Source organism: Desulfovibrio piger (assembly GCF_951793255.1).
Classification (GTDB): domain Bacteria; phylum Desulfobacterota; class Desulfovibrionia; order Desulfovibrionales; family Desulfovibrionaceae; genus Desulfovibrio.
This window is the reverse complement of the sequence record NZ_OX636706.1, coordinates 3,007,407-3,032,285: the sequence shown is the minus strand read 5'-3', so window position 1 is coordinate 3,032,285 and position 24,879 is coordinate 3,007,407. Positions and strand designations below refer to the sequence as shown.

Sequence of the window (24,879 nt, the reverse complement as noted above, 5' to 3'; positions counted from 1 at the left end):
CTCAGAACTCCTGTTGTTCCTGGTTGTCGTTGTACTGGCTGAAGCCGAAGCTCTCCCCGTCCGCCGGGGTGAGGCGGCCCGTCTCCGGGTCGTAGGTCACGGCACCTGCCGGGCCTGTCTCCCCGATGGGGCGGTTCTTGAGGACACGGATGCTGGCAAGGTTGGGTTCGTCTCCTTGCTGGTCGCGCTCCAGGGCGATGACCACATCGCTCACCTGCTCCAGGGAGCCGGAGCCGCGCAGGTCGGTGAGGCTCACCTGCCGGCCCTCGTTGAAGCTCTTGCCCTTGTCGGGCCGCTTGAGGTGGACCACGGCCAGCACCATGGCCCCGGTCTCCTCGATGAGGGAACGGAGCTTGGTCATCAGTTTGTCGATGACCTTGCGCTCGGATTCCCCTCCGGCCTCGTCCAGCGCCGAGACCACGATGGAGATGTGGTCCAGCACGATGACCTTGCAGCCCAGGCCCACCACCATGTAGCGGAGCTTGGACAGCAGGTTGTCGATGTCGGAGGAACCGAAGTGGTCATAGGCGAACCACTTGTTGTCCCCGGTCACGGCATCGAAGGCGGCCTTGAGGTCGGTTTCGGGGATGCTCTCGTGGACTTCGGGGAGATGGAGGGGCTTGTTGAGATGGATGCCGAGGTAGCGGCGGAGGTTGCGGGAGACGGATTCCTCCAGGGCGATGACGCCAAGGGGCAGGCCATGCACCATCTTGAGATGGTAGGCTATCTCGTTGACGATGGTGGACTTGCCGATGCCGGAGCCTGCGGTGAACAGGTACAGCTCGCCAAGGCGAAGGCCGTGGAGCTTGTCGTTGAGCTGGGGATAGGGGATGCCGTAGCCCTTGGGCGGGCTCTGGCGCACCTTGTCCCAGAGGTCCTGACCGGCGACGATGCCGTCGGGCCGGTAGGGCTGGGCGTCCCACAGGGCGCTGATGAGTTCCTTGGTCTTGCCTTTGGCCAGGCATTCGTTGGCGTCCTTGCAGGGCAGATAGGGAATCTTGGCCTTGCCTGGGGTCAGGAGCATGGCGCATTCCTGCGCCGCCTTGCGTCCCGGCTCGTCCATGTCGAAGCAGAGGATGACCTCCTCGAAGGTCTCCAGCCATTCGAGGTTCTGCCGGATGGCCTTGGCCCCGGCGCTGGCCCCGTTGGGCAGGGAGACCACGGGCCACTTGTTGTCCTGCAACATGGAGATGGTCAGGCAGTCTATCTCGCCTTCCGTGACGATGACCCGCCTGCCGCCGGAGCGCCAGAGGTGGCGTCCGAAGAGCAAGGCGTCCTTGCTGTCGCCCAGCCACTTGAAGTCCTTGCCTTCCAGCCGGATGTGCTGGGCCACCACCCGGCCCTCGGCATCCCGGTAGGGAGCCACATGGCACCAGGCTTTCTCCTTGCCCCAGCGGCCGATGCCGTAGCCGAACTTCTCGCAGGTGGCGGCGTCGATGCCGCGCTGCTTGAGCGGGAGGATGTCGCAGGGGAGCGCCTCGAACGTGGGGCGGGCCTTGGTGGCACCGGGCTTGCCGGTCTTGCCCTCGCCTTCGGCTGATTCGTAGTATCCGCAGGCATGACAGTACCCGTGCCCGTCGGAGTAGCGGGCAAGGTTGTTCCCCTTGGCGTCTTCGCCACGGGAGCGACAGGCGGGACAGGGTTCATGCTGCATGAAGGATGACTGTTCTGCCTGTTCATGCCTGTACATGACGGGTCTCCTCCAATCAGGCCACCTGCGGGAAGAGGGCGGCGAAGGCCTTCTTCCCGGCGGCGGTGGGTTTGTGCTTGAGCCATGCGTCAGGGACGGCAGGCCCCTTGCAGCAGGGGAAGCCGTGCTTGTCGCACCAGTCCTGCACGGTCATGGTCTTGGTGACTTTCTGGCTGAGGCGCTGGAAGATGAGGCGGATGTCCAGCCTGGGGTACTGGGCCTTCACCATGAGCATCTTGTTCCTGTCCTCCAGCGTGAAGCGGCCTTTGGCTTCGAGGACGATGGCCTGCCTGGGCAGCAGCCAGTCCGGGGTGTAGTGCCATGTGGTCGTGACCGTGTACGGGATGCGCCCGGCTTCGTACCGGGCGGCATCATCGGGCAGGGACCGGGACACATCGGCCTCGAACTGGCTGCGGAAACCGGTGTCGTTCCGCACGGCGGCCCACGCTTTGTAGCGTTTGACCTTCGCGCTCAGGGCGCTGCTAGAACGGGACTTCATCGGGCTGGGCGTCCTCGCTGCCGCCGGTCACCGGGGCGACGGGCTGGTCGGCGGGCATGTCGTCGGCGGTGAAGCCGTCGTCCTCGGAGGCGAAGCCGTAGTCGGTGCCGGAGCGTTCGCCGGAGGCGTTCAGCTTGAGAATCTGGACGGCGTTCAGGTAGAACGTCAGGCCGGCCTTGCCGGTGCCGTTGACGAAGTAGGGCCGGGCCGTGAACGAGACGCGCATGATGGAGCCCCAGCCGGGCTCGGCGCTCAGGCTCACGGGGGACAGCATGGAATCGAAGACCGCCACCTTGCGGTCCATGACCTTGCCCTGCTTGTTGGTGTACTTGGCCTTGGTCTTGAAGCGGAACAGGATGTAGCCGGTGGGCTCTTCGGTCTCGCGGTCGTATTCTTCGGTGCCGGGCATCACGAAGGTGGGGTGCTTCAGGCTCTTGCGGGTGGCCACAGACAGGGAGGCGAACTCCTTGTCCATCTGGGCCTGGGCTTCTTCCAGTTCCTCGTTGAGGGAATCGAGGAACCGCTGGGCCTGCTCTTCCGGCATCCGCAGGGTGACGGTGAAGGAGCCCTCTTCGTCGGGGAACTCCTTGGTGCCGTGGTCCGGCTCCACGATGTGGACGAACAAGGCCTCGGCCTTGGGGGTGGTGTGCTGCTTGGGTTTCTTGTTCTTGTCGTTCTCGGTGTTAGCCATGGAGAATCTCCTTCTCGATGTAGGTGCTGACGGCAGCGAACTCAGGGCGCTTGCCTTCGGCGGTGTTCATGCAGTTGCGGGCATAGCCCATGAGGTCGGGAACCGGCAGCCCGGAGGCTTCGGCGGCCAGGAGGAAAGCGGCGGCCAGGCCCATGAGGCGTGCGCCCCGGTCGGGATGGGTCTGGATGGCGGAGGCCACGGCCATGCAGCACTGGGCGGCATCGCGGGTGGTACAGTTGGCGGTGAGGTCGCGGAGTTGCTGGGTGACGTTCTCAGGGGTGGCGATGGTGGTGAACATTCCTGTGCTGGGTCTCCTTTGTTGTGATGTGAGGACAAGAGCGATGCTCTTCTTCCACTTAGTGCAACCTAATTGCCCCAAGCCGGGGGGTACTCTCCCGCTTAGTGCAACCTGATCGGTCCAAGTGGGGTGCCATCTTCCGCTTAGTGCAACCTAATCGGTCGGTTGTTTTATTCTGGTAATCAGCACATTGGTGTGTGTTCTCTGGTAATGGGCACTTTCGTCCCACCAGCTTTGAAACGCCAAGACCCCGCGCCTCACGACAAGGTGAAGCACGGGGTCAGCTCTATTATATAATGTTACGCGAAGAAGAACAGGGAACGCTTGACCGCTTCCACGTCCAGTTCCCCGAAGGCAGGGATGGCCGGGAGGCCGTCCATTTTTTGCAGGACAGCGGCAGGCACCGGGGCCATGACCTCGCGGCTCCACAGCTCCAGCATGTTGGCGTCGCCACCGAACATGCCCACGAACGTGGTCCGCAGGATGGCGGCGAGACGTTCGCTGTCGGCGGCATGGGTGCCGTAGCTGTCGTGAATCATGGCGAAGGACAGGATGTCTTCATCAGCACAGCAGCACACGGTCCGCATGAGGGCGGCGGCGTCCAGCGAGTGGACATAGTTGGGGGAGATGGCCGACTTCTGCTTGGCCTTGGCCAGCTTGTCGGGCTGCTCCTCGTTGAGGGTGAGGTAGATGAGGGAATCCCCTATCCTGGTCTTGACGCGCTTGCCTTTCTGTTCGCGGTAGCACTGCTGGACGGGGAAGCCCACGGGCGTGGTCCAGCGGATGGGCAGGTCGGCCTTGTTGAGGACGGCGGCGGTGTTTTGCAGGAAGGTCATGGCCTCGCGGGCCTTGATGACCGTGGCCCCGATGGCCTCCCAGATGAGTTCCGCCAGATAGCGGGAGATGGCGCGGGCCGTGTGTCCGTTGGGCATGTCCAGCGGCTTGGCTGCATCGGCATAGACCTGTTCCTTCAGCCACGCTTCCGTGTATTCCCGGCAACTGTCGAAGGTGCCCCCATAGGGTAGCACCATGACCTGCCGTTTGGTCATCTTGCGGTTGATGTTGAGGCCAAGCAGCCAGCGGGCGCAGATGGTCGCATTGTACAGTGGCCGTCCTTCTTCCTCCGTTTTTCCCTTGGGGTAGACCTCCGCGCCCTCGACAGGATTGACCGCCTGTTCTTCCAGCAGCAGCCGAACCTTGTCGGCGACGATGCCGTATATGTCCTGCGGCGTGTCCGTGGGGGTGAGGTTGACCGCATGACCGCCCACTTCGTCGCGCAGGATGAGCGAGAAGATTTGCAGGCCGTTGCAGGTGCCGTCCATTGCGATGGGCAGGTGGGAGACGAAGGTCAAACCCCCGTCGAGATACCCCTGCCACTCGAAGCAGAAGGCAAGGAAGCCCCACGGGTCATCGGCTTCCGTCCACCAGCGGTTGCCGTAGGGGTCTTCAGCGCACAGGCGGATGTCCTCCTGATGCTGGATGACCCACGAGTAGCGGGCGTCGAGGCTCACCTTGTCGTTGCCGAAGCAGTTGGAGCCGTGGATGGCCAGCCACTTGACGGCGGCCATGCTGCCCAGCGCCTTGCCCTGGGCGAACTGGAGCAGGGCCTTGGCCAGACCCGTGCCCTGCGGGTTGAGGTAGGCGGGCACGGCATAGATGCGGCCCCGGAAGTCGAGCTGGTAGGGATAGTAGAAGGCCGGCTCGTCCTTGTAGCGGGCGGCCAGATGCAGGGTCTTGGCGATGCCCAGCCTGCGGGACATGCAGGAGATGTTCTTCTCCCGCACGATGGCGGCGGCCCGACGCCAGCGCCGCAGCTCCTCTTCGGAGAGGCTGTCGAGGCAGGCATGGGGGATGCGGGCCGAGGCGGGGTCCGTGATGTCGGCCCCGCAGACAGGGCAGGGAGGCAGGCGGTAGCCATCACGCGGGGGCAGGTCGGCCACGTCGCCGTTGGTGTCGTTCCAGAAGTGGTCGGCCACTTCATAGACCTGCCTGTTCACGCGCCACGGCGTGTCTTGCAGGGCATTGATGGCCCGCAGGACGGAGGGCATCTCGTTGTTGGCTATCTTCTTGTCCAGCGTGAGCAGGTAGTCCCGGTTCCCGGTCTTCACCAGAGACAGCGGGCGCATGGCCTGGAAGTAGTAGCCGCCACCGCAGGCACCCTCCCACGGCTTGGGCGGGATGAGGGTCGGCATGTAGGCGGGGGCCATGATGGAACGGGATTCGAGGTGGTCGTCCATCCATTCCTTGAGGGCCGGGGTCATGACCAGACTGTAGGCGGCCATGTCCTTGTTGCCCTTGCGGACCTTGTTGGAGGTCAGCTCGATGGCGAAGATACCGGTGCTGTCGATGGCCAGCTCGATGAGCTTCTGCCCAAGATGGAGGCACTGGGCCAGGGGCCATGGCTCGAAGTCCACCGTGGTGGATTTGCCGTAGGCATACCGCAGCACCGTGCTGCGATACTTGCGGGACTTGTGGCCTTGGATGTACCGCTGGGTCATGGCGTAGCGGTCGGCGTCGTTCTGCTTGAGGTTGGTCAGGCGCAGCTCGGCCTCTATCTCGCGGCCCACACGCACGGCCACGTTCTGGAGCATGGGCTCGGAGGTGAGTGTGTCGATGGCGGTACGCAGGGTGATGAAGGCGGCCACGTCGGGGGCTATGTCCTTGAGCAGGGCCACGGCCATGTGTCTGCGCCCGGCAGTGCCGCTGTTGGCCTTCTCCATGAAGGCGGTGATGGCGGCGGCGAGGGGAGCGATGCCACGCTTGAGCAGCATCTTGCCGTAGGTGGTGCCGCCTTCGTTGCGTTGCTCCTTGAGGCGGGCGATGTTGGCAAAGAAGCGGTCCTTGCCACGGTTGAACATCTCTTCTTCGAGGGCCAGCTCACGTTCGATGGCTTCCTTGGTGTAGGCCATGGGCTTTCTCCGTAGGTCGGGGTTCGGGGACTACGGAGAAGGCTTTCAGAACGAAGCCGAAAAATAAGACTGAAACCCTTCATTCACTTAGGGCTCCAGTCTTATATCGTGTGATATTTTAGTATGTTATGTGCGGTTACTTTGTGGTTGCGGCATGGTTGCGGGACGTGCCCAGGTTGCGGCAACCATGAAAAAGGAATCAAGTATCTCTATATGTTATGAGTACACCGTGGACTTAGAATCCAGCGGTTTATCCATACGGGTTCAAGTCCCGTCTCTCGCACCAGAATTTGCAAGGACGTCCCCGGCATGGCTGTGGGACGTCTTTGTTTTGAGGGCTGTTGTGCAGGAAGCCTTCCTTGTCCGGCGCAGAGAGGAAGCCAGAGCAGCTCCATTCCTCCACGGCAGCGCGCAGGCAGCAGTCCTCCCTGGCCATGCTGCTGCATGTTCCTTCCCCGTCCGGCCTGCGGCGAGCCGGCCAAGGGGTATCCTCCGTCCATCCCTTCTTGCCGTGGCATCACGGGCCATACCGCATCAGACCGCGGCCCTGTTCCTTCACCTCTTTCTGCCTGTACCTGAGCGCCTCCTGCTGCCTTCTTCACCGTTTCGCCAAAGGACGGCTTTTCATCTTGACCGGCACGCTTCCGTGCTTATCTTTGACGGCAGAGAGCTGCCGGGAGACCGGCGCCCAGCCGCTTGAAATCCGCCCTTCTTTGGGCTATGAGAAGCGATTGTCGTGGCTGGCGAGTCGCTCGCCATGCCGGATGATGCGTGTTCTGCACCGCATCATCATTCAGAGAACTGCCGTGCGGCCCAGGTCGCGGTCGTCTTCGGGGCATCCCCGGGGCGCGGCGGAAAAAAGAGACTTTTCGTTAAAGGAGCGCCTCGTGGAATATACTGTTGAAGATTTGTCCCCGGTCAAGAAAAAGGTTGCCATCACCACTGATCCCAAGGAAGTGGAAGCCGCCATCATGGGCGCTGTCGCCCTGTACAAGACGTCTGTGCAGATTGACGGTTTCCGCAAGGGCAAGGTGCCCGCTTCCGTCATCGAACAGCGTTTCCGCGACCGCATCTATGAAGAGGCCCGTCAGGACCTCGTCAACGTGCACATCAATGAAGTGATGTCCAAGCTGGACGTGACCCCCGTCTCCGGTATCAACATGGTGGACGGCGAGCCTGTCATGGAACGCGGCAAGGGCATGAACTACAGCATCGAGTTCGAAGTGCTGCCCACCTTCGATCTGCCCCCCTACGAAGGCATGGAAGTGGAGCAGGAAAAGACCATCGTGGACGACGCTGAAGTGGAAGAAGTGGTGGAACGCATCCGCCGCGACCGCGCCAAGCTGGTGCCCGTGGACGGCGACGGCCCGGCCGTGGACGGCCAGGTGGCCAACATCGACTTCTGCGCCTACGAAAACGGTCAGCCCCTGGAAGGCATCAAGGCTGACGGCTTCGATCTGGCCCTGGGCGAAAAGCAGGCCCTGGAAGATTTCGAAAACCTGGTCAAGACCATCAAGCTGGGTTGCGAAGCCGAAGGCGACATCACCTTCCCCGAAGATTTCCTGGCCAAGGACCTGGCCGGCAAGACCGTGACCATGAAGGTCAAGGTGCATGCCATCAAGGAACGTCAGCTGCCCGCCGTGGATGACGAACTGGCCAAGGCCGTGGGCGTGGAAAACGTGGAAAAGCTCAAGGCCGGCATCCGCGAAAGCTACCGCTCCAGCCGCTACAACCTGAACAAGGGTTCCGCCCAGAAGTCCATGCTGGACAAGCTGGTGAAGATGGTGGAATTCGAACTGCCGCCCAGCATGGTGGACGTGCAGGCCCGCACCCTGCTGGCCGACATGCGCGCCCGCATGGAACGCCAGGGCAAGAGCCTGGATTCCCTGGGCAAGACCGAAGAAGAACTGCTGAAGGAAGTCCAGCCCCAGGCCGAAGAGATCACCCGCATGCAGGTGCTGCTGCTGGCCATCGCCAAGAAGGAAGGCTTGGATGTGAACGAGCAGGAAGTCAATGCCCAGCTCTACCAGCTGTGCATGCGCAGCGGCGAAGACTTCAAGCAGGTTCGCGAAGCCTATGAAAAGAGCGGCATGATCTTCACCCTGCGTGACCGCATCCTGGCCGACAAGGCCATGGACGCCATCTACGCCAAGGCCCAGGTGAAGGAAGTGGAGCCCAAGGCTGCTGAAAAGACTGAAGAAAACAACTAAAGCGAGCGATGTCTGCACCATGGTGCAGATGTTTCCCGCACCTTTCCGGCGACGCTTCGTCGTCCGCTTTTGACGTACGCCGCGGCGGTTCTCCCGTCGCGGCGGCGTCGAATTTATACGGTTTAACTCACAGAGAGGTTTTCATGTCCCTCGTCCCCATGGTCATCGAAACCACGGGCCGTTCCGAACGTGCCTACGATATTTATTCCCGCCTGCTCAAGGATCGCATCATCCTGCTGAGCAGCGAAGTGAACGACACTGTGGCCTCCCTTGTCTGCGCCCAGCTCCTGTTCCTGGAATCCCAGGATCCGGAGAAGGAGATCAACCTGTACATCAATTCTCCCGGCGGCTCCGTGACCGCCGGTCTGGCCATCTACGACACCATGCGTTACATCACCGCGCCCGTCAGCACGGTGTGCATGGGCCGGGCCGCCAGCATGGGGGCATTTTTGCTGGCTGCCGGGCAGAAGGGCATGCGCTACGCGCTGCCCAACAGCCAGATCATGATCCACCAGCCGCTGGGCGGCTTCCAGGGCCAGGCCACGGATGTGGACATCCACGCCCGCGAGATGCTGCGCATCAAGGAACGCCTGAACACCATGCTGGCCGAGAACACCGGCAAGAGCTATGACGAGGTGGTCCGGGCCACGGAACGCGACAATTTCCTCACCCCCGAACAGGCCCTCGAATTCGGCATCATCGACCGGGTACTGGTATCGCGCAGCGATATGACGGAGAAAAACTAGTCTATGTCCAACAGCAAGAATTCCGGACAGGAACCGCTGCGCTGCTCCTTCTGCGGACGCAGCGAGCTGGAGGTGAACAACCTTATCGTGCAGGACAACGCCTGCATCTGCGACAACTGCGTGCGCGCCTGCGGCGATATCATCGCCCGCGACAAGGTCCAGCAGCAGGTGGAGGAGGCCGACGAGCGCCTGCTCTCGCCGCAGGAGATCAAGGCCCGCCTGGATGAATACGTCATCGGCCAGACCGAGGCCAAGAAGATCCTCTCCGTGGCCGTGCACAACCACTACAAGCGCGTCTTCTTCGCCGATGCCCTGGGCGATGACGTGGAACTGGAAAAGAGCAACATCCTGCTGGTGGGGCCCTCCGGCAGCGGCAAGACCCTGCTGGCCAAGACCCTGGCCAAGGTGCTGCGCGTGCCCTTTGCCATCGCCGACGCCACGACCCTGACCGAAGCCGGTTACGTGGGCGAGGATGTGGAGAACATCCTGGTGCAGCTGCTGCAGAATGCCGACTACGACATCGAAGCCGCCAGCAAGGGCATCATCTACATCGACGAGATCGACAAGATCTCCCGCAAGAGCGACGGCCCCTCCATCACCCGTGACGTGTCCGGTGAAGGCGTGCAGCAGGCCCTGCTCAAGATCATCGAAGGTACCGAGGCCAACATCCCGCCCAAGGGCGGCCGCAAGCATCCCCAGCAGGAATTCATCCGCATGGATACCAGCAATATCCTGTTCATCGTGGGCGGTGCCTTCGTGGGCCTGGACAAGATCGTGGGCTCCCGCATGAGCGGCAGCTCCATGGGCTTCGGCGCCCAGGTCTGCTCCAAGAAGGAGATGCCCCTGGGCGAGCTGCTGGAAAAGATCCAGCCCCAGGACCTGGTCAAGTTCGGTCTGATCCCCGAATTCGTGGGCCGTATCCCGATCATCACCCATGTGGACGATCTGGACGAGGCCGATCTGGTGCGTATCCTGACCGAGCCCAAGAACGCCCTGGTGCGCCAGTACCAGAAGCTGTTCGAACTGGACCACGTGCAGCTGCGCTTCACGCCCAATGCCCTCAAGGCCATCGCGGCCCGGGCCATCGAGCGCAAGACCGGCGCGCGCGGACTGCGCAACGTCATGGAGCGCACCATGCTGGACATCATGTTCCGCCTGCCCTCCATGCCCGGTGTCAAGGAATGCCTCATCAACCGGGCCGTCATCGAAAAGGGCAAGGAGCCGGTGCTGCTGTATGGCGAAAGCGCCGAAGGCGCTGCTGCCGATACCAGCCTGAACTAGCCCGGCTTCCGGCATGGTCGCACGGCGTGGAGACGCTCCCCCCTGCTGCTGCCGGTCGCACCTTGCCGGGGCCTGCCCCCGGGCAGGCTGTCACAAGATCTGAAAGGGGGGGAAGCATCCGCTTTTGCCGCAGGCAGAAGGGATCCTTCCCCTTTCAACGATATACGGGGCCATCCGGCCCGGCCGTCCCGACGGCTGAGCGGGCCGCCCGCGCGGCCCTTTTACGAGGTACACTATGTCCGAATTCCAGCGCGAAGCGCGCTTTTTTGCCGAGCTGCCGGTCATGCCCCTGCGCGAAGTGGTCATGCTGCCGCGTACCATCATGCCGCTTTTCGTGGGGCGCGAAGCCTCCATCAAGGCCATCGAACTGGCCCAGTCCGGCTACAACAAGCAGATGTTCCTGGTGGCCCAGCGCGAGCCCGATGTGGAGAAGCCCGGCGCCGATGATCTGAGCCCCGTGGGGGTCGTCTGCAAGGTCCTGCAGATGCTGCGCCTGCCCGACGGCACCATCAAGGTGCTGTTCGAAGGCCTGCACCGTGCCCGCTGGACGGAGCTGCGCGAAGAGGACAACTGCCTGATGGCCATGCTCTGCACCGTGCCGGAAAGCGAGAGCCGCCCCGAAGAGCGCGAGGCCCTGGTGCGTACCGTGCAGGAAGCGCTGGAAGAGTACGCCAAGAACAACAAGAAGCTGACCCAGGAAGCGCTCATGTCCATCATGGCCCTGCGCGATGCCGGGCCGCTGGCCGACGCCGTGGTGCCCCACCTCAAGGTGGATTACCGCAAGAAGCAGGAAGTGCTGGAGATCGCCGACGTCACCGAGCGCCTGGAGCGCGTGTACGAGCTTTTGCAGGGCGAAGTGGCCCTGGCCTCGGTGGAAAAGCGCATCAAGAACCGCGTCAAGGTGCAGATGGAGCGCAACCAGCGCGAGTACTACCTTAGCGAGCAGCTCAAGGCCATCAACAAGGAGATGGGCCGCGAGGACGATCCCCAGGCGGAAGTGGACGAGCTGGAAAAGAAGCTCGAAGGCCGCAACATGCCGCAGGAAGCCCGCGAGCGCTGCCAGTCCGAACTGCGCAAGCTGCGCAGCATGCCGCCCTCGGCCGCGGAATACACCGTGGTGCGCAATTATGTGGACTGGCTGCTGGATCTGCCCTGGAACGACCTCAAAGAGATCGATATCGACATCGAAAAGGCCCGTGCCATCCTTGAAGGCGACCACTTCGGTCTGGAAAAGCCCAAGGACCGCATCCTGGAATATCTGGCCGTGCAGAAGCTCTCCAACGGCCTGCGCGGTCCCATCCTCTGCTTCGTGGGCCCGCCAGGCGTGGGCAAGACCTCGCTGGCCAAGAGCGTGGCCCGGGCCACGGGACGCGAATACGTGCGCCTTTCCCTGGGCGGCGTGCGTGACGAGGCCGAGATCCGCGGTCACCGCCGTACCTATGTGGGCGCCCTGCCCGGCAAGATCATCCAGTCCCTGAAACGGGTAAAGAGCAGCAACCCCCTGTTCTGCCTGGACGAGATCGACAAGATGACCTCGGACTTCCGGGGCGACCCGGCCTCGGCCCTGCTGGAAGTGCTGGACCCGGAACAGAACAACACCTTCATGGACCACTATCTGGATCTGGAATACGACCTCTCCAAGGTGTTCTTCATCACCACGGCCAACTCGCTGGATACCATCCCGGCACCGCTGCTGGACCGCATGGAGATCATCGAGCTCAACAGCTATCTGGAGACGGAAAAGCGCCAGATCGCCCGCAACTTCCTGCTGCCGCGCCAGGTGAAGGAACACGGCCTGAAGCCGGAGAACATCGCGCTGTCCGACGGCGCCATCCTGGAGATCATCCGTTCCTACACCCGTGAAGCGGGCGTGCGCAATCTGGAGCGCGAGATTGCCGCCCTGTGCCGCAAGACCGCCATCCGTCTGGTGGAGGACAACGATCTGGACAAGTGCGTGAGCATCTCCCGCCAGAACCTGGCTTCCTTCCTCGGCGTCAAGAAGTATCGCCACGAGGAGCGCGAGAGCGAGTCCCAGGTGGGCGTCTGCGCCGGTCTGGCCTACAACCAGCGCGGCGGCGAGATCCTGATGGTGGAGACCAGCCTCATGTCCGGTTCCGGGCAGGTGGTCATCACCGGCCAGCTGGGCGACGTGATGACCGAGTCCGCCCGTGCGGCCCTGACCTATGTGCGTTCCCGCGCCGAGATCCTGGGCCTTGACCCGCGTTTCCACCGCAAGGTGGACATCCATGTGCATGTGCCCGACGGCGCCACGCCCAAGGACGGCCCCTCGGCCGGCATCACCCTGGCCACGTCCATCACCTCGGCCCTGCTGGGCATCCCGGTGCGCAACGATGTGGCCATGACCGGCGAGATCTCCCTGCGCGGCCGCGTGCTGCCCATCGGCGGCCTGCGGGAAAAGCTGCTGGCTGCCCGCCGCAGCGGCATCAAGAAGGTCCTCATGCCGCATGACAACGAAAAGGATCTCAAGGAAGTGCCCGCCGAGGTGCTGGAAGATCTGGAGATCGTCTTCGTGGACCATGTGGACGAAGTCCTGCCCCATGCCCTGGCCGCTTCCGTGGAAGAGATCTTTTCCGGTCGCGCCACGGCCCGGCCGCTGTATCTCAGCCTGCGCGCCGGCAAGAACGACAAGGACAGCAGCGCCGCTGCGCCGCAATAATATGTGAGGAGGGGAGAGATGCGGGGGAAACCTTTTGTGGACAAAAGGTTCTCCCCCGCACCCCCTTCCAAAAAACTTTTTTCAGGTGGGGCCGCCGGTCCCCGCCGCTGAACGGTGGGGAGCGGACAACGGCCCGTGGACCGGGAAAACAGGAAGAGGAAGGTATTGTGCCTTCCTCTTCCTGTTTTTGGTACGTATGGCGTGCCTTGCGTGCGCAGCGTACCTTTGAACGGATGTCCGGTATAAAACAAAAACGCGGAGGGCAGAGTGCCTTCCGCGTTTTTGTTTTGGGCGCAGGCCTCTTTGTCAGAGAGCCGTGCTTGTCTTGGCCATTTTTGCCGGGGGACCGGCAATGGGGGCTGTCCGGCGTCGTACCGGGGAATCCATCCTCCTGCACAAAGCGCGTTGGGAGGAGGATGGGGGCTTGGGGGAAGGAGGGACCTTTGCGCACAAGCCGGCGACCGAAGGCGGCCGCAGGTCGTGCCCGTTGCGACGAAGGGCGCTACGGGCATCGACAGCAGGGCAAGGTCCCTCCTTCCCCCAAAAAACTTGCTTACATGTGGAAGAAGCGCAGGGGAGGCACGCCGGGGATCATGCGGGCGTCGGCCAGCTTGCGGTAGAAGAGGCTGAGGCCCTGCAGTTCGCGTTCGCCCAGGCTGAAGGTCAGGCCTTCGTTGTAATAGACGGTCAGTTCCTCGCGGGACAGGGGGCAGCCGTGCCCGGTGAGGTCGAGGATGACATCCATATGGGAGAGGCCCCAGTCACGGCCCTGACGCATGAGCGCGCCGGGGTCGCTGTGGAAAAGTTTTTTCTGCACGGCGTCGTGGCTGACCACCCAGACACCGAAGATGAAGGGCAGGCCGGTCCATTCCACCCAGGCATCGGCCAGGTCGAGACGGTAGGGATAGTCAGGATGGTTGCGCAGGCGCAGGGCTTCGTCCCCGATGGCCAGGAAGGCTTCGGGGGCCCTGTCCGTGCCCAGGGTGGGCGTGACGGCGCCGGTGACGTAGTTCACGTCGCAGTGGTAGTGGTCCTTCATGAGCAGGCGCAGCAGGGCCACGGAGGTGTGGGTCTCGCCGCTGATGAGGATGGTCTGGCCGCCCAGCTGTTCCACGGGGCGGCGGGACATGAGCAGCACGCTCATGACATTGCCGTGGGAACCGATGGAAAGATCCTCCACCAGATGGTAGCGCTCGGGGCGCATGGCGTATTCGAAACAGGAATTGGAGGAGATGTGCAGCTCGCCCCGGGCCATCATGTTGTTGAGGACGGCGGGCGGCCCGGAGATGATCTCGAAATCGTGGGGGATGATGCCCGCTTCCAGGGGATGATAGATGGGCAGGACGTTGAGGTAGCCGATACGGCCCATGCGCAGGGCATCAGCGGGCAGACCGGGTTCACTGGACATGGCATTCCTCCTGGCCGCAGAGCGGCCGTTTCTTGGTGGGCTGTCCGGGGGCAGCGGGAAGGGAGGCACCCGTGCGGACGCATCCCGGAATGCTGCATAACAGGCCGCCGCCAAAAAGGAAAGGGCGGGAGCAGGCGTTTTGACGTCCCTCGGCCTTCCTGTATATGATGGAAAAAAGCAGGTGAGTCATGTTCAAACGTTTTTGAGAGTATTGCTGGCAGGTACGCTGCTTGGGGGGATTCCGGTCATGGCTGCAGCACTGGAAAACGAGACCGCGGGCGCCATCGTGCGTGAGCCTGTCCTGACGGGTGAACAGGCCCAGGCCATGGTCGAGGTGGTCATGCATGAGGCCCGCGAGAGCGGGCATGCCGTCACCGTGACCGTGGTGGACCGCTCCGGCCAGATACTGGCGGTGCTGCGCGACCATCACGCCGGTGTGCATACGCTCAACGCCAGTTACAAAAAAGCCTACACGGCGGCCTCCCAGAAGCGCGAGACGGTCGCCATAGCCCGTGGCATACGGGACGGCTCCATCCCCTCGGACATCCGTTATCTCGACCCCAATTTCTCCCTTATGGAAGGCGGTATCCCCGTCATCCTGGAAAATGTGGTGATGGGCGGTATCGGGGTCGGCGGTGCCCACGGCAGTGAAGACGGACGTCTGGCCCGCATCGGCCTGCTGGTGTTGCAGCATTAATCCTGCGCGCGGGGCACTGCCCGCGTGGCGTACGGCGTGACATGCGGGCGGCTGGCCGCTGCCCGAGGGAGATCCGGCGGGAAAAGTGAGAAAATAACTAAATAGTAATAATTCCTATTTATAAAAGTTGCCGGTCATGGCATTTCTTTCCTTGCGATACCTCCTGGGGGGAGGCTGTCACTGCACCAACCAGGTGCGCAAACCAGGGAGAAAGCACATGACTGATAAAAATGACCGCCTGACCACCAGTGCCGGTGCGCCGGTAGCCAATAACAATCATGCCCTGACTGCCGGTCCGCGCGGCCCCATGCTGATGCAGGATGTCTGGTTCCAGGAAAAACTGGCCCATTTCGACCGTGAGGTCATCCCGGAGCGGCGCATGCACGCCAAGGGCTCCGGTGCTTACGGGACGTTCACGGTGACGCATGACGTCACCCGGTATACCAAGGCCTCGCTCTTTGCCGAGGTCGGCAAGCAGACCGAAGTCTTCGTCCGTTTTTCCACTGTGGCCGGCGAGCGCGGCGCAGCGGACGCGGAACGCGACATCCGCGGCTTTGCCGTCAAATTCTACACGGACCAGGGCAACTGGGACATGGTGGGCAACAACACGCCGGTCTTTTTCCTGCGTGCCCCGCTCAAGTTCCCCGACCTGAACCATGTGGTCAAGCGCAACCCGCGCACCAACATGCACAGCGCCACGGACCACTGGGACTTCTGGACCCTGCTGCCCGAAGCCCTGCACCAGATCACCGTGGTCATGAGCGATCGCGGCATCCCGGCGTCGTACCGTCACATGCACGGTTTCGGCAGCCACACCTACAGCCTCATCAATGCGGAGAACAAGCGTTTCTGGGTCAAGTTCCATTTCAAGACCCAGCAGGGCATCAAGAACCTCACCGATGCCGAGGCGCAGGAACTCATCGGCCGTGACCGGGACAGTCACCAGCGCGATCTGTACGAGCATATCGAAAAGGGCGACTTCCCCCGCTGGACCCTGTATTTCCAGATCATGCCCGAGGAGGACGCCGAAAAGCTGCCCTATCATCCCTTTGACCTGACCAAGGTCTGGTACCACAAGGATTATCCCCTCATCGAAGTGGGCGTGCTGGAACTGAACCGCAATCCCGAGAACTACTTTGCCGAGGTGGAGCAGGCGGCTTTCAATCCCGCCAATCTGGTGCCCGGCATCGGCGTCTCGCCCGACAAGATGCTGCAGGGCCGTCTGTTCTCCTATGGAGATGCCCAGCGTTACCGCCTGGGGGTCAACCACAACATGATCCCGGTGAACCGTCCCCGCTGTCTCTACCACAGCTTCCACCGGGACGGCGCCATGCGGGTGGACGGCAACTACGGCAGTTATACCAGCTATGAGCCCAACAGCACGGGTGCCTGGCAGGAACAGCCCGACTTCAGCGAGCCGCCCCTGAAGATCAGCGGCGATGCGGACCGCTGGGACTATCCCTGCGATGATGCCGACTACTTCGAGCAGCCCGGCAAGCTGTTCCGCGTGATGACGCCGGAACAGCAGGAAGAGCTGTTCGGCAATACGGCCCGCGCCCTGGGCGACGCGCCCCGCGAGATCAAGCTGCGCCATATCCGTCATTGCGCCAAGGCCGACCCCGCCTACGGTGCGGGCGTGGCCCGGGCCTGCGGTATCCCGGAAAGCGAGATCTAAAGAAACAATGTGAGACAGGGGGCCATTGTCCCTGCTGCCGGTGCCGGAGTCTCCTGCGCAGCGACGGATCCTCCTCCCCGTCGCGGCATACGTCCTGAGGGCCGGTATCCGGTGGCACCCTGCGGGCCGATGGCTCTCCCTGGTCTCCTTTTCCCCAAAAGGCCCACGCAAGGCTGGGCTCCGGCTGAAAGCGGCAGCATGTCCTTTCAGCCGGTCCGGAAAAGGAGTCCTTCCCAGTGCCCCGGCAGCGCTTCGTCGTTGCAGGCGCGGAAGACACGCCGTATCGCGGCAGAGCTTCCGCTGACGGAATGCTGCCGGCAAAAAAAAAGCGGACATGACCATCACGGCCATGTCCGCTTTTCCGTATCTTCCTGTCTGCGGGAATCTCCCGGTACCTGAGGGCATATCCTACGCCCGCCGCACTGGTGGACCGGCAGAACCTGCTGGGCTTTTTTCCCGTTTTCCACACCGATACACGATGTCCGAACCTGCGGGAAAAGGGCAGATCCGGGCAAAGTTTTTTGGCGTGGAGGGGGAGCGTGAGGGGGAGGCCGCACCTTTTGTCCACAAAAGGGGGGCCTCCCCCTCACATCATCTTTTTATGGTCAGCTAGTCTTCGGGCTGCGGATTCACAGGGGTGTAGTTCATGGTGCGCTGCACGGGGGTGAAGCCGGCGGCACGGATGATCTTGTGGATCTCATGACGGGTCAGGTGGTAGGACACGCCGGCGGCGGCCACCACGTTCTCCTCGATCATGAGCGAGCCGAAGTCGTTGGCACCGTAGAAGAGGGCCAGCTGGGCCACTTCGGGCCCCATGGTCACCCAGGAGGACTGGATGTTGGGGATATTGTCCAGCACCAGGCGCGACACGGCCAGCAGGCGCAGATAGGCGGGCGCGGGCAGGGGGGCCGTCACGTTGATGCGGGTATGGGCGGGCTGGAAGGTCCAGGGGATGAAGGCGGTGAAGCCGTGGGTCCTGTCCTGTACCTCGCGCACGGCGAAGAGGTGGTCCAGACGGTGGCGGGGCTCTTCCTCATGGCCGAACATCATGGTGGCGGTGGTGCGCATGCCCAGGTTGTGGGCGCGTTCCATGACGTAGAGCCACTGGTCGGCGCTGCACTTGTTGGGCGAGACCTGGGCGCGGACATCGTTCTGGAGGATCTCGGCGCCGCCGCCGGGGATGGAGTCCAGACCGGCGGCCTTGAGGCGGGAGATGACCTCGTCCACGCTCAGACCGAACTTCTGCGACCAGAAGAAGATCTCCGGCGGGGAGAAGGCATGGATGTGCAGGCTGGGCCAGGTGGCACGCATCCAGCGCAGCAGGTCTTCGTACCATTCCAGGGGCAGGTCGGGATGGTGCCCGCCCTGCAGCAGGATCTGGGTGCCGCCCAGGCGCAGGGTCTCGTCGATCTTCCGGGCCATCTCCTCGCGGGTGATGACGTAGCCTTCGCCGGATTCGGGCGCGCGGAAGAAGGCGCAGAAGCGGCAGGCGCAGACGCAGACGTTGGAATAGTTGATGTTGCGGTCGCCCACATAGGTGACGATGGGCTCGGGATGCAGGCGCAGGCGCATGGCGTGGGCCAGCTGGGCCAGCGTGTGCAGAGAGGCACCGTAATACAGGGCTTCGGCGGCGGCGCGGTCCAGGCGCTTCCCGGCCAGGGAAAGGGCCGCGGCCTCCTTCACTTCGGGGCTTTCGTCAAAGGCGCTGTGCGCCGGACGGAACTGCTGGTCGCTCATGCGCGGGCCTCCTCGGTCTGGACGGTATTGAAGATGGCGTTGCGCCGCACGGGCGTGAAGCCCGCTTCACGGATCATGAATTCCAGTTCCTTGAGGGTCAGGCCCTGGGCGGAACCGGCACCGGCCATATGGCCGATATGCTCTTCCACCACGGTGCCGTCCAGGTCGTCGGCGCCGTACCAGAGGGCCGTCTGGGCCAGCTTGGTGCCCATCATGATCCAGTAGGCCTTGATGTGGGGGATGTTGTCCAGCATCAGGCGCGAGACGGCCACGGTGCGCAGCTGGTCGAGACCGCGCACGGGGCCGAGCTTTTCTTCAGGCAGCTTGAGCTTGCTGTTTTCGGTCAGGAAGGGCAGGGGGATGAAGCAGGTGAAACCGCCGCTCTTGTCCTGCTGTTCGCGCAGGCGGCAGAGATGGTCCACGCGCATGGCGCAGGTCTCCAGATGACCGTAGAGCATGGTGCAGTTGGTCTTGATGCCCAGGCTGTGGGCCTCGCCGGAGATGCGCAGCCACTCGGCGGAACCGGCCTTGTGGGGGCAGATCCGGGCGCGCAGCCCCTCGTCGAAGATCTCGGCACCGCCGCCGGGCATCATGACCAGGCCGGCTTCCTTGAGGCGCTGCAGCACTTCGAGGGTGGAGCAGCCTTCCATCTTGGCGAAGTGGGCGATCTCCACCGGGGTGAAGGCCTTGATGAGCAGGTCGGGATTGAGCTCGCGCGCGGCGCGCAGGGTGTCCAGGAACCACTGGAAAGGACGGGTGGGATGGCAGCCGCCCACGATGTGCAGCTCGTCCAGATGCAGGGGCGTGGCGTCAGCGGCGCGCAGACGCTCCAGCACTTCCTCGGTGCTCAGGCAGAAGGCCCCCTGGTCTTCTTCGCGGTCGCGGCGGAACGCGCAGAACACGCAGCCGTTGACGCAGACATTGGTATAATTTATTTGGCGGTTGACCACATACGAGGTCTTGTCCCCGTGCATGCGGCAACGCGCGTGGTGGGCCAGAGCGCCCACGGCGGTGATATCGGGGCAGGCGAAAAGCGCCATGCCGTCTTCGGCGCTCAGGCGCTGGCCGGCAAGGACCTTGTCCAGAACGTCGGCAAGCCCGAGGCTTGCGTAATAGGAAGCATCCAGCATAATGGTTATCCTCAGATGATGATTGGCCGAAGGCCGGAACAGCGCAGTATATGTTCCAGTCTCGCTGCCTGTCAAACTGTTACGCCGGATCAAACAAAGAGAGGTGTCCCGTGGCGGAGAACATGACGCTGGGCCTTTCGCCCTGTCCCAATGATACCTATATCTTCCATGCCCTGCTGCACCATCTGGTGCCGTCCCCGGCGCACTTCACGCCGCACATGGCCGACGTGGAGGAGCTCAATGCCCTTGCCCGGCAGAAGAAGCTGCCGGTGACCAAACTTTCGCTGGGCGTGGTGCCCTACATCATGGACGATTATGCCATCATGGCCTCGGGCGCCGCCCTGGGCTGGGGCTGCGGCCCGCTGGTGGTGGCCCGCGAGGACCTGCCCGAAGAAAAGTGGAAAACGGCCCGCGTGGCAGTGCCGGGCCTCATGACCACGGCCAACCTGCTGCTGACCCTGCACGGCGGCTTCCAGGGCCCGCGCGAAGAGATGCTCTTCAGCGATGTCATGGACGCGGTGCTCACCGGCGAGGCGGACATGGGCGTCATCATCCATGAAGGCCGTTTCACCTATGCCGACCGCGGCCTGGTGAAGCTGCTGGACCTGGGGCAGTGGTGGGAAGCCACCTATCATGCGCCCCTGCCGCTGGGCGCCATCGCCGTGCGCCGCGACGTGCCCGTGGAGCTGGCCCGCGCCATCGAAGCGGCCATCACGGCCAGCGTGGACTATGCCAATGCCAACCCGCGCGCCTCGGCGGAATTCATCCGCGAACACGCGCAGGAGCTGGCCGAGAGCGTGACCTCGGCCCACATCAAGACCTTCGTCACCGAGTACAGCCGTGACCTGGGCGAGACGGGCCGTCAGGCCATCGCCCGTCTGGTGGAGACTGCGGCGAAGATGCAGGGCCTGCGCCTGCCCGGGGCGGGGCTCTTCCTGTAAAGCAGGCCGCATCAGGCCTGTTCGTACGTATCCGGGGGCCTCGTGCGGTCATGCCGCCGGGGCCTTTTCAGGGCCGTTCCGCAGGGAGCGGCCCTGTTTTTGCCTCCATCACAGAACATGATGACCAAGAACAGATTCTTTTCCCTCAATGAGGCCCGCCGCTTCCTGGCGCTGGGCCTGCCCGTGCTGGTGACGCAGATCGCCCAGATGGGCATGAATTTCGTGGACACGGCCATGACCGGCCAGGCCAGTACGGCGGACATGGCCGCCGTGGCCGTCTCGGGCTCCATCTGGGTGCCGGTTTCCCTGCTGGGCATGGGCTGCCTTTTGTCCCTGCCCGCCATGATGGCCCATCTGGTGGGCGGCGGCGAGCAGCAGCGCACCCCGCATCTGCTGCGGCAGGGCCTTTGGCTTTCGACCCTGCTGTCGCTGGTGCTGATGGGCGTGTTCGCCTTCCTTTCCCTCCATCTGGAGCTGTTCGGTCTGGATGCCGAGCTGGCGCCGCTGGCGGCCGGGTATCTGCGGGCCATGCTCTTCGGCCTGCCGGGCATGATGCTGTTCGTGAACGTGCGCGGCTTTCTGGAAGGCTATGCCCGCACGAGGCCGGCCATGCTCGTGGGCCTGCTGGGGCTGGCGCTCAACGTGCCCTGCAACTATGTGCTCATCTACGGCAAGCTGGGCCTGCCCCAGCTGGGGGCCGTGGGCTGCGGTGTGGCCACCGCCCTGTGCTACTGGTTCATGGGTCTGACTCTGGCCCTGTATGCCCGGCGCGAGGCACGCTGCCGCAAGCTGGGGCCGCTGTTCCTGCCCCTGCTGCTGCCGCGTACGGCAGGGGAGGGCGGCGAGGCCCGGCGGGTGGACTGGCCGCTGGTCTGGCGCATCTTCCGCATTGGTTTGCCCGGTGCGCTGGCCGCCTGTTTCGAGGCCTCGCTCTTCGCGGTCACGGCACTGCTGCTGGCACCGCTGGGCAAGGTGGTGGTGGCCGGGCACCAGATCGCCATGAACTTTTCCAGCATCGTCTACATGCTGCCCCTGTCGCTGAACATCACCGTGGCCATCCGGGTGGGGCAGAACCTGGGGGCCGGGCGTCTGGAACGGGCCCGCCTTTCGGCCCGCACGGCCCTGTGCCTGGGGCTGGGCCTGGCCCTGCTGACCATGACGACCACCCTGTGCCTGCGGCCGCAGATCGCCCAGATCTACAACTCGGACCCCGCCGTGCTGGGGCTGGCCGTGGGCCTGCTGGTCTTCGCCGCCGTCAACCAGATCCCGGAATCGTTGCAGACGGTGAGTATCGGTGTGCTGCGCGCCTACAACGATACCCGCTACATCCTGGGCGTCTGCCTGTTCTCCTACTGGATCGTGGGGCTGGGCACGGGCTGGACCCTGGCCCGGACGGACTGGCTGGTGCCCGCCATGGGCGCCACCGGCTTCTGGATAGGTTACGGCCTGGCCCTGTGGGTGAGCTTCAGCCTGTACCGTTTGCGCATGGGCCGCTTGCACCGGCTGGATGCGGAGGCCGTGCTCCAGCGCATCCGCCGCTGAGCGGGAGCGATGGATTTTAGCCGGATAGGCACGCGGGGAAGGGGAGGCATGGCAAGGCCTCCCCTTTTTTGCGTGGCTGAAGGCCCATCTTCACGGACGTCTGCCATGACGGAACATATGCCGCCACGGCAGGGCAGGAGTATTGCGGGCCGTGCCGGCAAAGAAAAAGCGGTCGGCTTTTCGGGAAGGTATTTCCCGGTATGGCGCGGGCTTGTCATTCAAGGGGGGAGCAGGTATAGGAGGGGCGCGGACCGTACCCTGCCACGGCTGTGCCGGCAGGATGCCCCGCCTGCCTCCGGCCCGGCATAAGGGCTTGTCTTGTAACCGGATATTTCCGGCTGCGGATGGGAGACCATGCAGAACCAGTTCTTTTCGTTGTCCGAGGCCCGGCGCTTTGTTGCTCTGGGCCTCCCTGTATTTGTGGCCCAGATGTCACAGATGGGCATGAACTTCGTAGACACGGCCATGACCGGTCAGGCCAGCACGGCGGACATGGCTGCCGTGGCGGTGGCCGGTTCCATCTGGAACCCTCTTTCCCTGCTGGGCATCGGCTGCCTGCTTTCCCTGCCGGCCATGAGCGCCCATCTGGTGGGCGGCGGGCAGCGTTCGCGCACCCCGCACCTGCTGCGGCAGGGCATCTGGCTCACGCTGGTCATCAGCGCCATCCTGATGACCGCCTTTTACGTCATCTCCTGGCATTTGCAGTCCTTCGGGCTGGATGAGGAGCTTTCCCGCCTGGGCGGCGGCTACTTGCGCGCCATGCTCTGGGGCCTGCCGGGCTTCATGCTGTTCGTCAATGTGCGCAGCTTTCTGGAAGGCTATGCCCGCACGCGCCCGGCCATGATCATCGGCATCCTGGGGCTGGCGCTCAACGTGCCCTGCAACTATGTGCTCATCTACGGCAAGCTGGGCCTGCCCCAGCTGGGGGCCGTGGGCTGCGGCGTGGCCACCGCCCTGTGTTACTGGTTCATGGCCGCCTGCATGATCTACTACGTGCGCCGGGATGCCCAGTACCGGGATCTGCATCCCCTGTTCCTGCCCCTGCTGCTGCCGCGCACGGCCCCTGCCTGCGGCTGCGAGGCCCGCGCCCGTGATGACGCCAGTCCCCTGGCCGCTCCCTATACGCCCGAGCCGGTGCCGTGCCGTTTCGACTTTCCCCTGATCTGGCGCATCCTGCGCATCGGCCTGCCCGGTGCGCTGGCCGTGTTCTTCGAGGTCTCGCTGTTCGCACTTTCCGCACTGCTGCTGGCACCGCTGGGCAAGGTCATCGTGGCCGGGCACCAGATCGCCATGAACTTTGCCGGGATGGTCTTCATGCTGCCCCTGTCGCTGAACATCACGGCGGCCATCCGGGTGGGGCAGAGCGTGGGGGCCGGGCGTCTGGGCCGGGCCCGTCTTTCGGCCCGCACGGCCCTGTGCATGGGCGCGGTCTCCTCGCTGATCATCGCGGCCTGCACGGCCCTGTTCCGCGAGCAGATCGTGCACATCTATAACGACGATCCCGCCGTGACGGCCCTGGCCATGAGCCTGCTGCTGCTCGGTTCCTGTTACCAGCTGGTGGACGCCCTGCAGACCATCAGTATCGGCATCCTGCGTGCCTACAACGATACCCGCATCATCTCGCTGGTCTGCTTCACCTCCTACTGGATCATCGGCCTGCCCCTGGGCTTCACGCTGGCCCGTACGGACTGGCTCGTCCCGGCCATGGGGCCTGCGGGCTTCTGGATCTCCTATATCGTGGCCCTGGGCTTCGTGGCCCTGTGTTACCTGATACGCGTGCACCATCTGCACGGTCTGGATGCCGAAGCCGTACGGCGGCGCATCCAGCGCTGACGCTCTGAAAGGCCCTGCGGCACCATGCCGTGGGGCCTTCTTTTTATCCGTTTGCCACGCCGCGATGCTGATCCCGGCGGCAAGAAAAATAATTGAAATTTGAATTTTAATTCGTTAACGTTTTTTGAACATGGCAGGAAATATTCTTGATTGGATAATGGAACTTTAGCACTATGAGGCGGTAATGGGCAGTATTTCCCACGGGGGGCACGAGCGCGGCAAGCGCGGTGACGGGGATCTGACCCGGGCCCGGATCCTGGAATCGGCAGGGCAGCTGGCGGCCGAGTGCGGCTATGCCAACATGACCAGCAAGCAGGTCTGCGAACGGGCCCATGTGAACATGGCGGCGGTCAATTATCATTTCGGCAGCCGCGAAGGGCTGTATGCGGCCGTGCTGGCCGAGGCCCATGACCGTCTCTTCACGCTGGAGCGCCTGCGCCAGATCCTGGCGGAGGGCACGGCGCGCGAAAAGCTGTCGCGTACGCTGGACGAGCTGCTGGCCCATCTGCACGGGCCGCGCAGCTGGCATGTGCGGGTGCTGGCACGGGAGTTTTTTTCGCCGGCGGGCTTTGTGGATCCTTTCCTGCAGGAAAAGGTGCATCCCAAAGCCCGGTTGTTGCGCGGCCTGCTGAGCGAGATCACCGGCATCCCGCAGGAGGCCTCCCAGCTGGACTGCTGCATCGCCAGTTCCATGGGGACCTGCATGATGCTCATCATGCTGGATCCGGCCTTTGCCAACAGTCTGTTCCCGAACCTGGCAGAAAAAAGCGCGTCCCTTGACCAGATGGTCAAGGACTTCATCTTTGCCGGGCTGGACGATGCCGCGGCCAAGTGGCGCGCCCGTTCGGCAGGGGCCGGGTGCGGGACCGGATCCGACGAAAGACGATAGACGAGATTTATCCGGCAGAAGCGGGG

The 24,879-nt window shown here is 63.5% G+C and carries 18 protein-coding genes; 10 read left to right on the top strand and 8 right to left on the bottom strand.

The window, feature by feature from the left end; translation table 11 throughout:
* Position 1: 1 nt before the first annotated feature.
* The 5 genes from Q4I12_RS13580 to Q4I12_RS13560 all read right to left on the bottom strand — a co-directional run bounded on the left by Q4I12_RS13580 (position 2) and on the right by Q4I12_RS13560 (position 6,087).
* Complete coding sequence (locus Q4I12_RS13580; protein WP_302262010.1) at positions 2–1,690, bottom strand: DnaB-like helicase C-terminal domain-containing protein; 1,689 nt, start codon at positions 1,688–1,690, stop codon at positions 2–4.
* 16 nt (positions 1,691–1,706) lie between these two features.
* Positions 1,707–2,189 (bottom strand): PDDEXK family nuclease, encoded by a 483-nt coding sequence (locus tag Q4I12_RS13575; RefSeq protein ID WP_302262009.1) that lies wholly within the window; start codon positions 2,187–2,189, stop codon positions 1,707–1,709.
* Positions 2,173–2,880 carry an ssDNA-binding protein gene (locus Q4I12_RS13570; protein WP_302262008.1) on the bottom strand — a complete coding sequence of 236 codons (708 nt, stop codon included), beginning with the start codon at positions 2,878–2,880 and terminating at the stop codon, positions 2,173–2,175. Before Q4I12_RS13570 ends, Q4I12_RS13575 begins: the two co-directional genes overlap by 17 nt.
* Positions 2,873–3,178 (bottom strand): hypothetical protein, encoded by a 306-nt coding sequence (locus Q4I12_RS13565; protein ID WP_302262007.1) that lies wholly within the window; start codon positions 3,176–3,178, stop codon positions 2,873–2,875. The genes Q4I12_RS13570 and Q4I12_RS13565 overlap by 8 nt, the downstream gene beginning before the upstream one ends.
* 299 nt (positions 3,179–3,477) lie before the next feature.
* The gene (locus Q4I12_RS13560) at positions 3,478–6,087 is read right to left on the bottom strand and encodes a DNA-directed RNA polymerase (RefSeq protein WP_302262005.1); all 2,610 of its coding nucleotides are present in this window, start codon (positions 6,085–6,087) and stop codon (positions 3,478–3,480) included.
* Positions 6,088–6,974: 887 nt separating this feature from the next.
* On the opposite strand from Q4I12_RS13560, the gene tig reads away from it, so the two are divergent.
* From tig to lon, 4 genes are all read left to right on the top strand, one after another.
* Positions 6,975–8,297, top strand: a complete 1,323-nt coding sequence (gene tig, locus Q4I12_RS13555; protein WP_168935243.1) for a trigger factor — start codon at positions 6,975–6,977, stop codon at positions 8,295–8,297.
* Between the two features lie 143 nt (positions 8,298–8,440).
* The gene (gene clpP, locus Q4I12_RS13550; RefSeq protein ID WP_006008466.1) at positions 8,441–9,043 is read left to right on the top strand and encodes an ATP-dependent Clp endopeptidase proteolytic subunit ClpP; all 603 of its coding nucleotides are present in this window, start codon (positions 8,441–8,443) and stop codon (positions 9,041–9,043) included.
* A 3-nt stretch (positions 9,044–9,046) separates the two neighbouring features.
* Positions 9,047–10,324, top strand: coding sequence for an ATP-dependent Clp protease ATP-binding subunit ClpX (clpX, locus tag Q4I12_RS13545; RefSeq protein WP_302262002.1), 1,278 nt, complete (start codon positions 9,047–9,049; stop codon positions 10,322–10,324).
* A 235-nt stretch (positions 10,325–10,559) separates the two neighbouring features.
* On the top strand, positions 10,560–13,001 hold the full coding sequence (gene lon / locus Q4I12_RS13540; protein ID WP_297159148.1) for an endopeptidase La: 2,442 nt from the start codon (positions 10,560–10,562) through the stop codon (positions 12,999–13,001).
* Positions 13,002–13,554: 553 nt separating this feature from the next.
* Here lon and Q4I12_RS13535 read toward each other — a convergent pair.
* Positions 13,555–14,409 (bottom strand): menaquinone biosynthetic enzyme MqnA/MqnD family protein, encoded by an 855-nt coding sequence (locus tag Q4I12_RS13535; protein ID WP_006008470.1) that lies wholly within the window; start codon positions 14,407–14,409, stop codon positions 13,555–13,557.
* Positions 14,410–14,656: 247 nt separating this feature from the next.
* Here Q4I12_RS13535 and Q4I12_RS13530 point away from each other — a divergent pair, with 247 nt between their 5' ends.
* Both Q4I12_RS13530 and Q4I12_RS13525 read left to right on the top strand, forming a co-directional pair.
* Positions 14,657–15,106: a GlcG/HbpS family heme-binding protein gene (locus Q4I12_RS13530; protein WP_302261998.1), complete on the top strand. Its 450-nt coding sequence runs from the start codon at positions 14,657–14,659 to the stop codon at positions 15,104–15,106.
* Positions 15,107–15,323: 217 nt separating this feature from the next.
* Positions 15,324–16,781, top strand: coding sequence for a catalase (locus tag Q4I12_RS13525; RefSeq protein ID WP_302261996.1), 1,458 nt, complete (start codon positions 15,324–15,326; stop codon positions 16,779–16,781).
* A gap of 609 nt (positions 16,782–17,390) precedes the next feature.
* Here the strand turns inward: Q4I12_RS13525 and mqnC are convergent.
* Both mqnC and mqnE read right to left on the bottom strand, forming a co-directional pair.
* Positions 17,391–18,518, bottom strand: a complete 1,128-nt coding sequence (gene mqnC / locus Q4I12_RS13520) for a cyclic dehypoxanthinyl futalosine synthase (RefSeq protein ID WP_302261994.1) — start codon at positions 18,516–18,518, stop codon at positions 17,391–17,393.
* Positions 18,515–19,648, bottom strand: a complete 1,134-nt coding sequence (gene mqnE / locus Q4I12_RS13515) for an aminofutalosine synthase MqnE (protein WP_302261993.1) — start codon at positions 19,646–19,648, stop codon at positions 18,515–18,517. Before mqnE ends, mqnC begins: the two co-directional genes overlap by 4 nt.
* Before the next feature lie 110 nt (positions 19,649–19,758).
* On the opposite strand from mqnE, the gene Q4I12_RS13510 reads away from it, so the two are divergent.
* The 4 genes from Q4I12_RS13510 to Q4I12_RS13495 all read left to right on the top strand — a co-directional run bounded on the left by Q4I12_RS13510 (position 19,759) and on the right by Q4I12_RS13495 (position 24,853).
* The gene (locus Q4I12_RS13510) at positions 19,759–20,589 is read left to right on the top strand and encodes a 1,4-dihydroxy-6-naphtoate synthase (protein WP_302261992.1); all 831 of its coding nucleotides are present in this window, start codon (positions 19,759–19,761) and stop codon (positions 20,587–20,589) included.
* 120 nt (positions 20,590–20,709) lie between these two features.
* Positions 20,710–22,131 carry an MATE family efflux transporter gene (locus Q4I12_RS13505; protein ID WP_302261991.1) on the top strand — a complete coding sequence of 474 codons (1,422 nt, stop codon included), beginning with the start codon at positions 20,710–20,712 and terminating at the stop codon, positions 22,129–22,131.
* 354 nt (positions 22,132–22,485) lie between these two features.
* Complete coding sequence (locus tag Q4I12_RS13500) at positions 22,486–23,964, top strand: MATE family efflux transporter (protein ID WP_297160340.1); 1,479 nt, start codon at positions 22,486–22,488, stop codon at positions 23,962–23,964.
* A gap of 184 nt (positions 23,965–24,148) precedes the next feature.
* On the top strand, positions 24,149–24,853 hold the full coding sequence (locus Q4I12_RS13495; RefSeq protein ID WP_204674300.1) for a TetR/AcrR family transcriptional regulator: 705 nt from the start codon (positions 24,149–24,151) through the stop codon (positions 24,851–24,853).
* Positions 24,854–24,879: the final 26 nt, after the last annotated feature.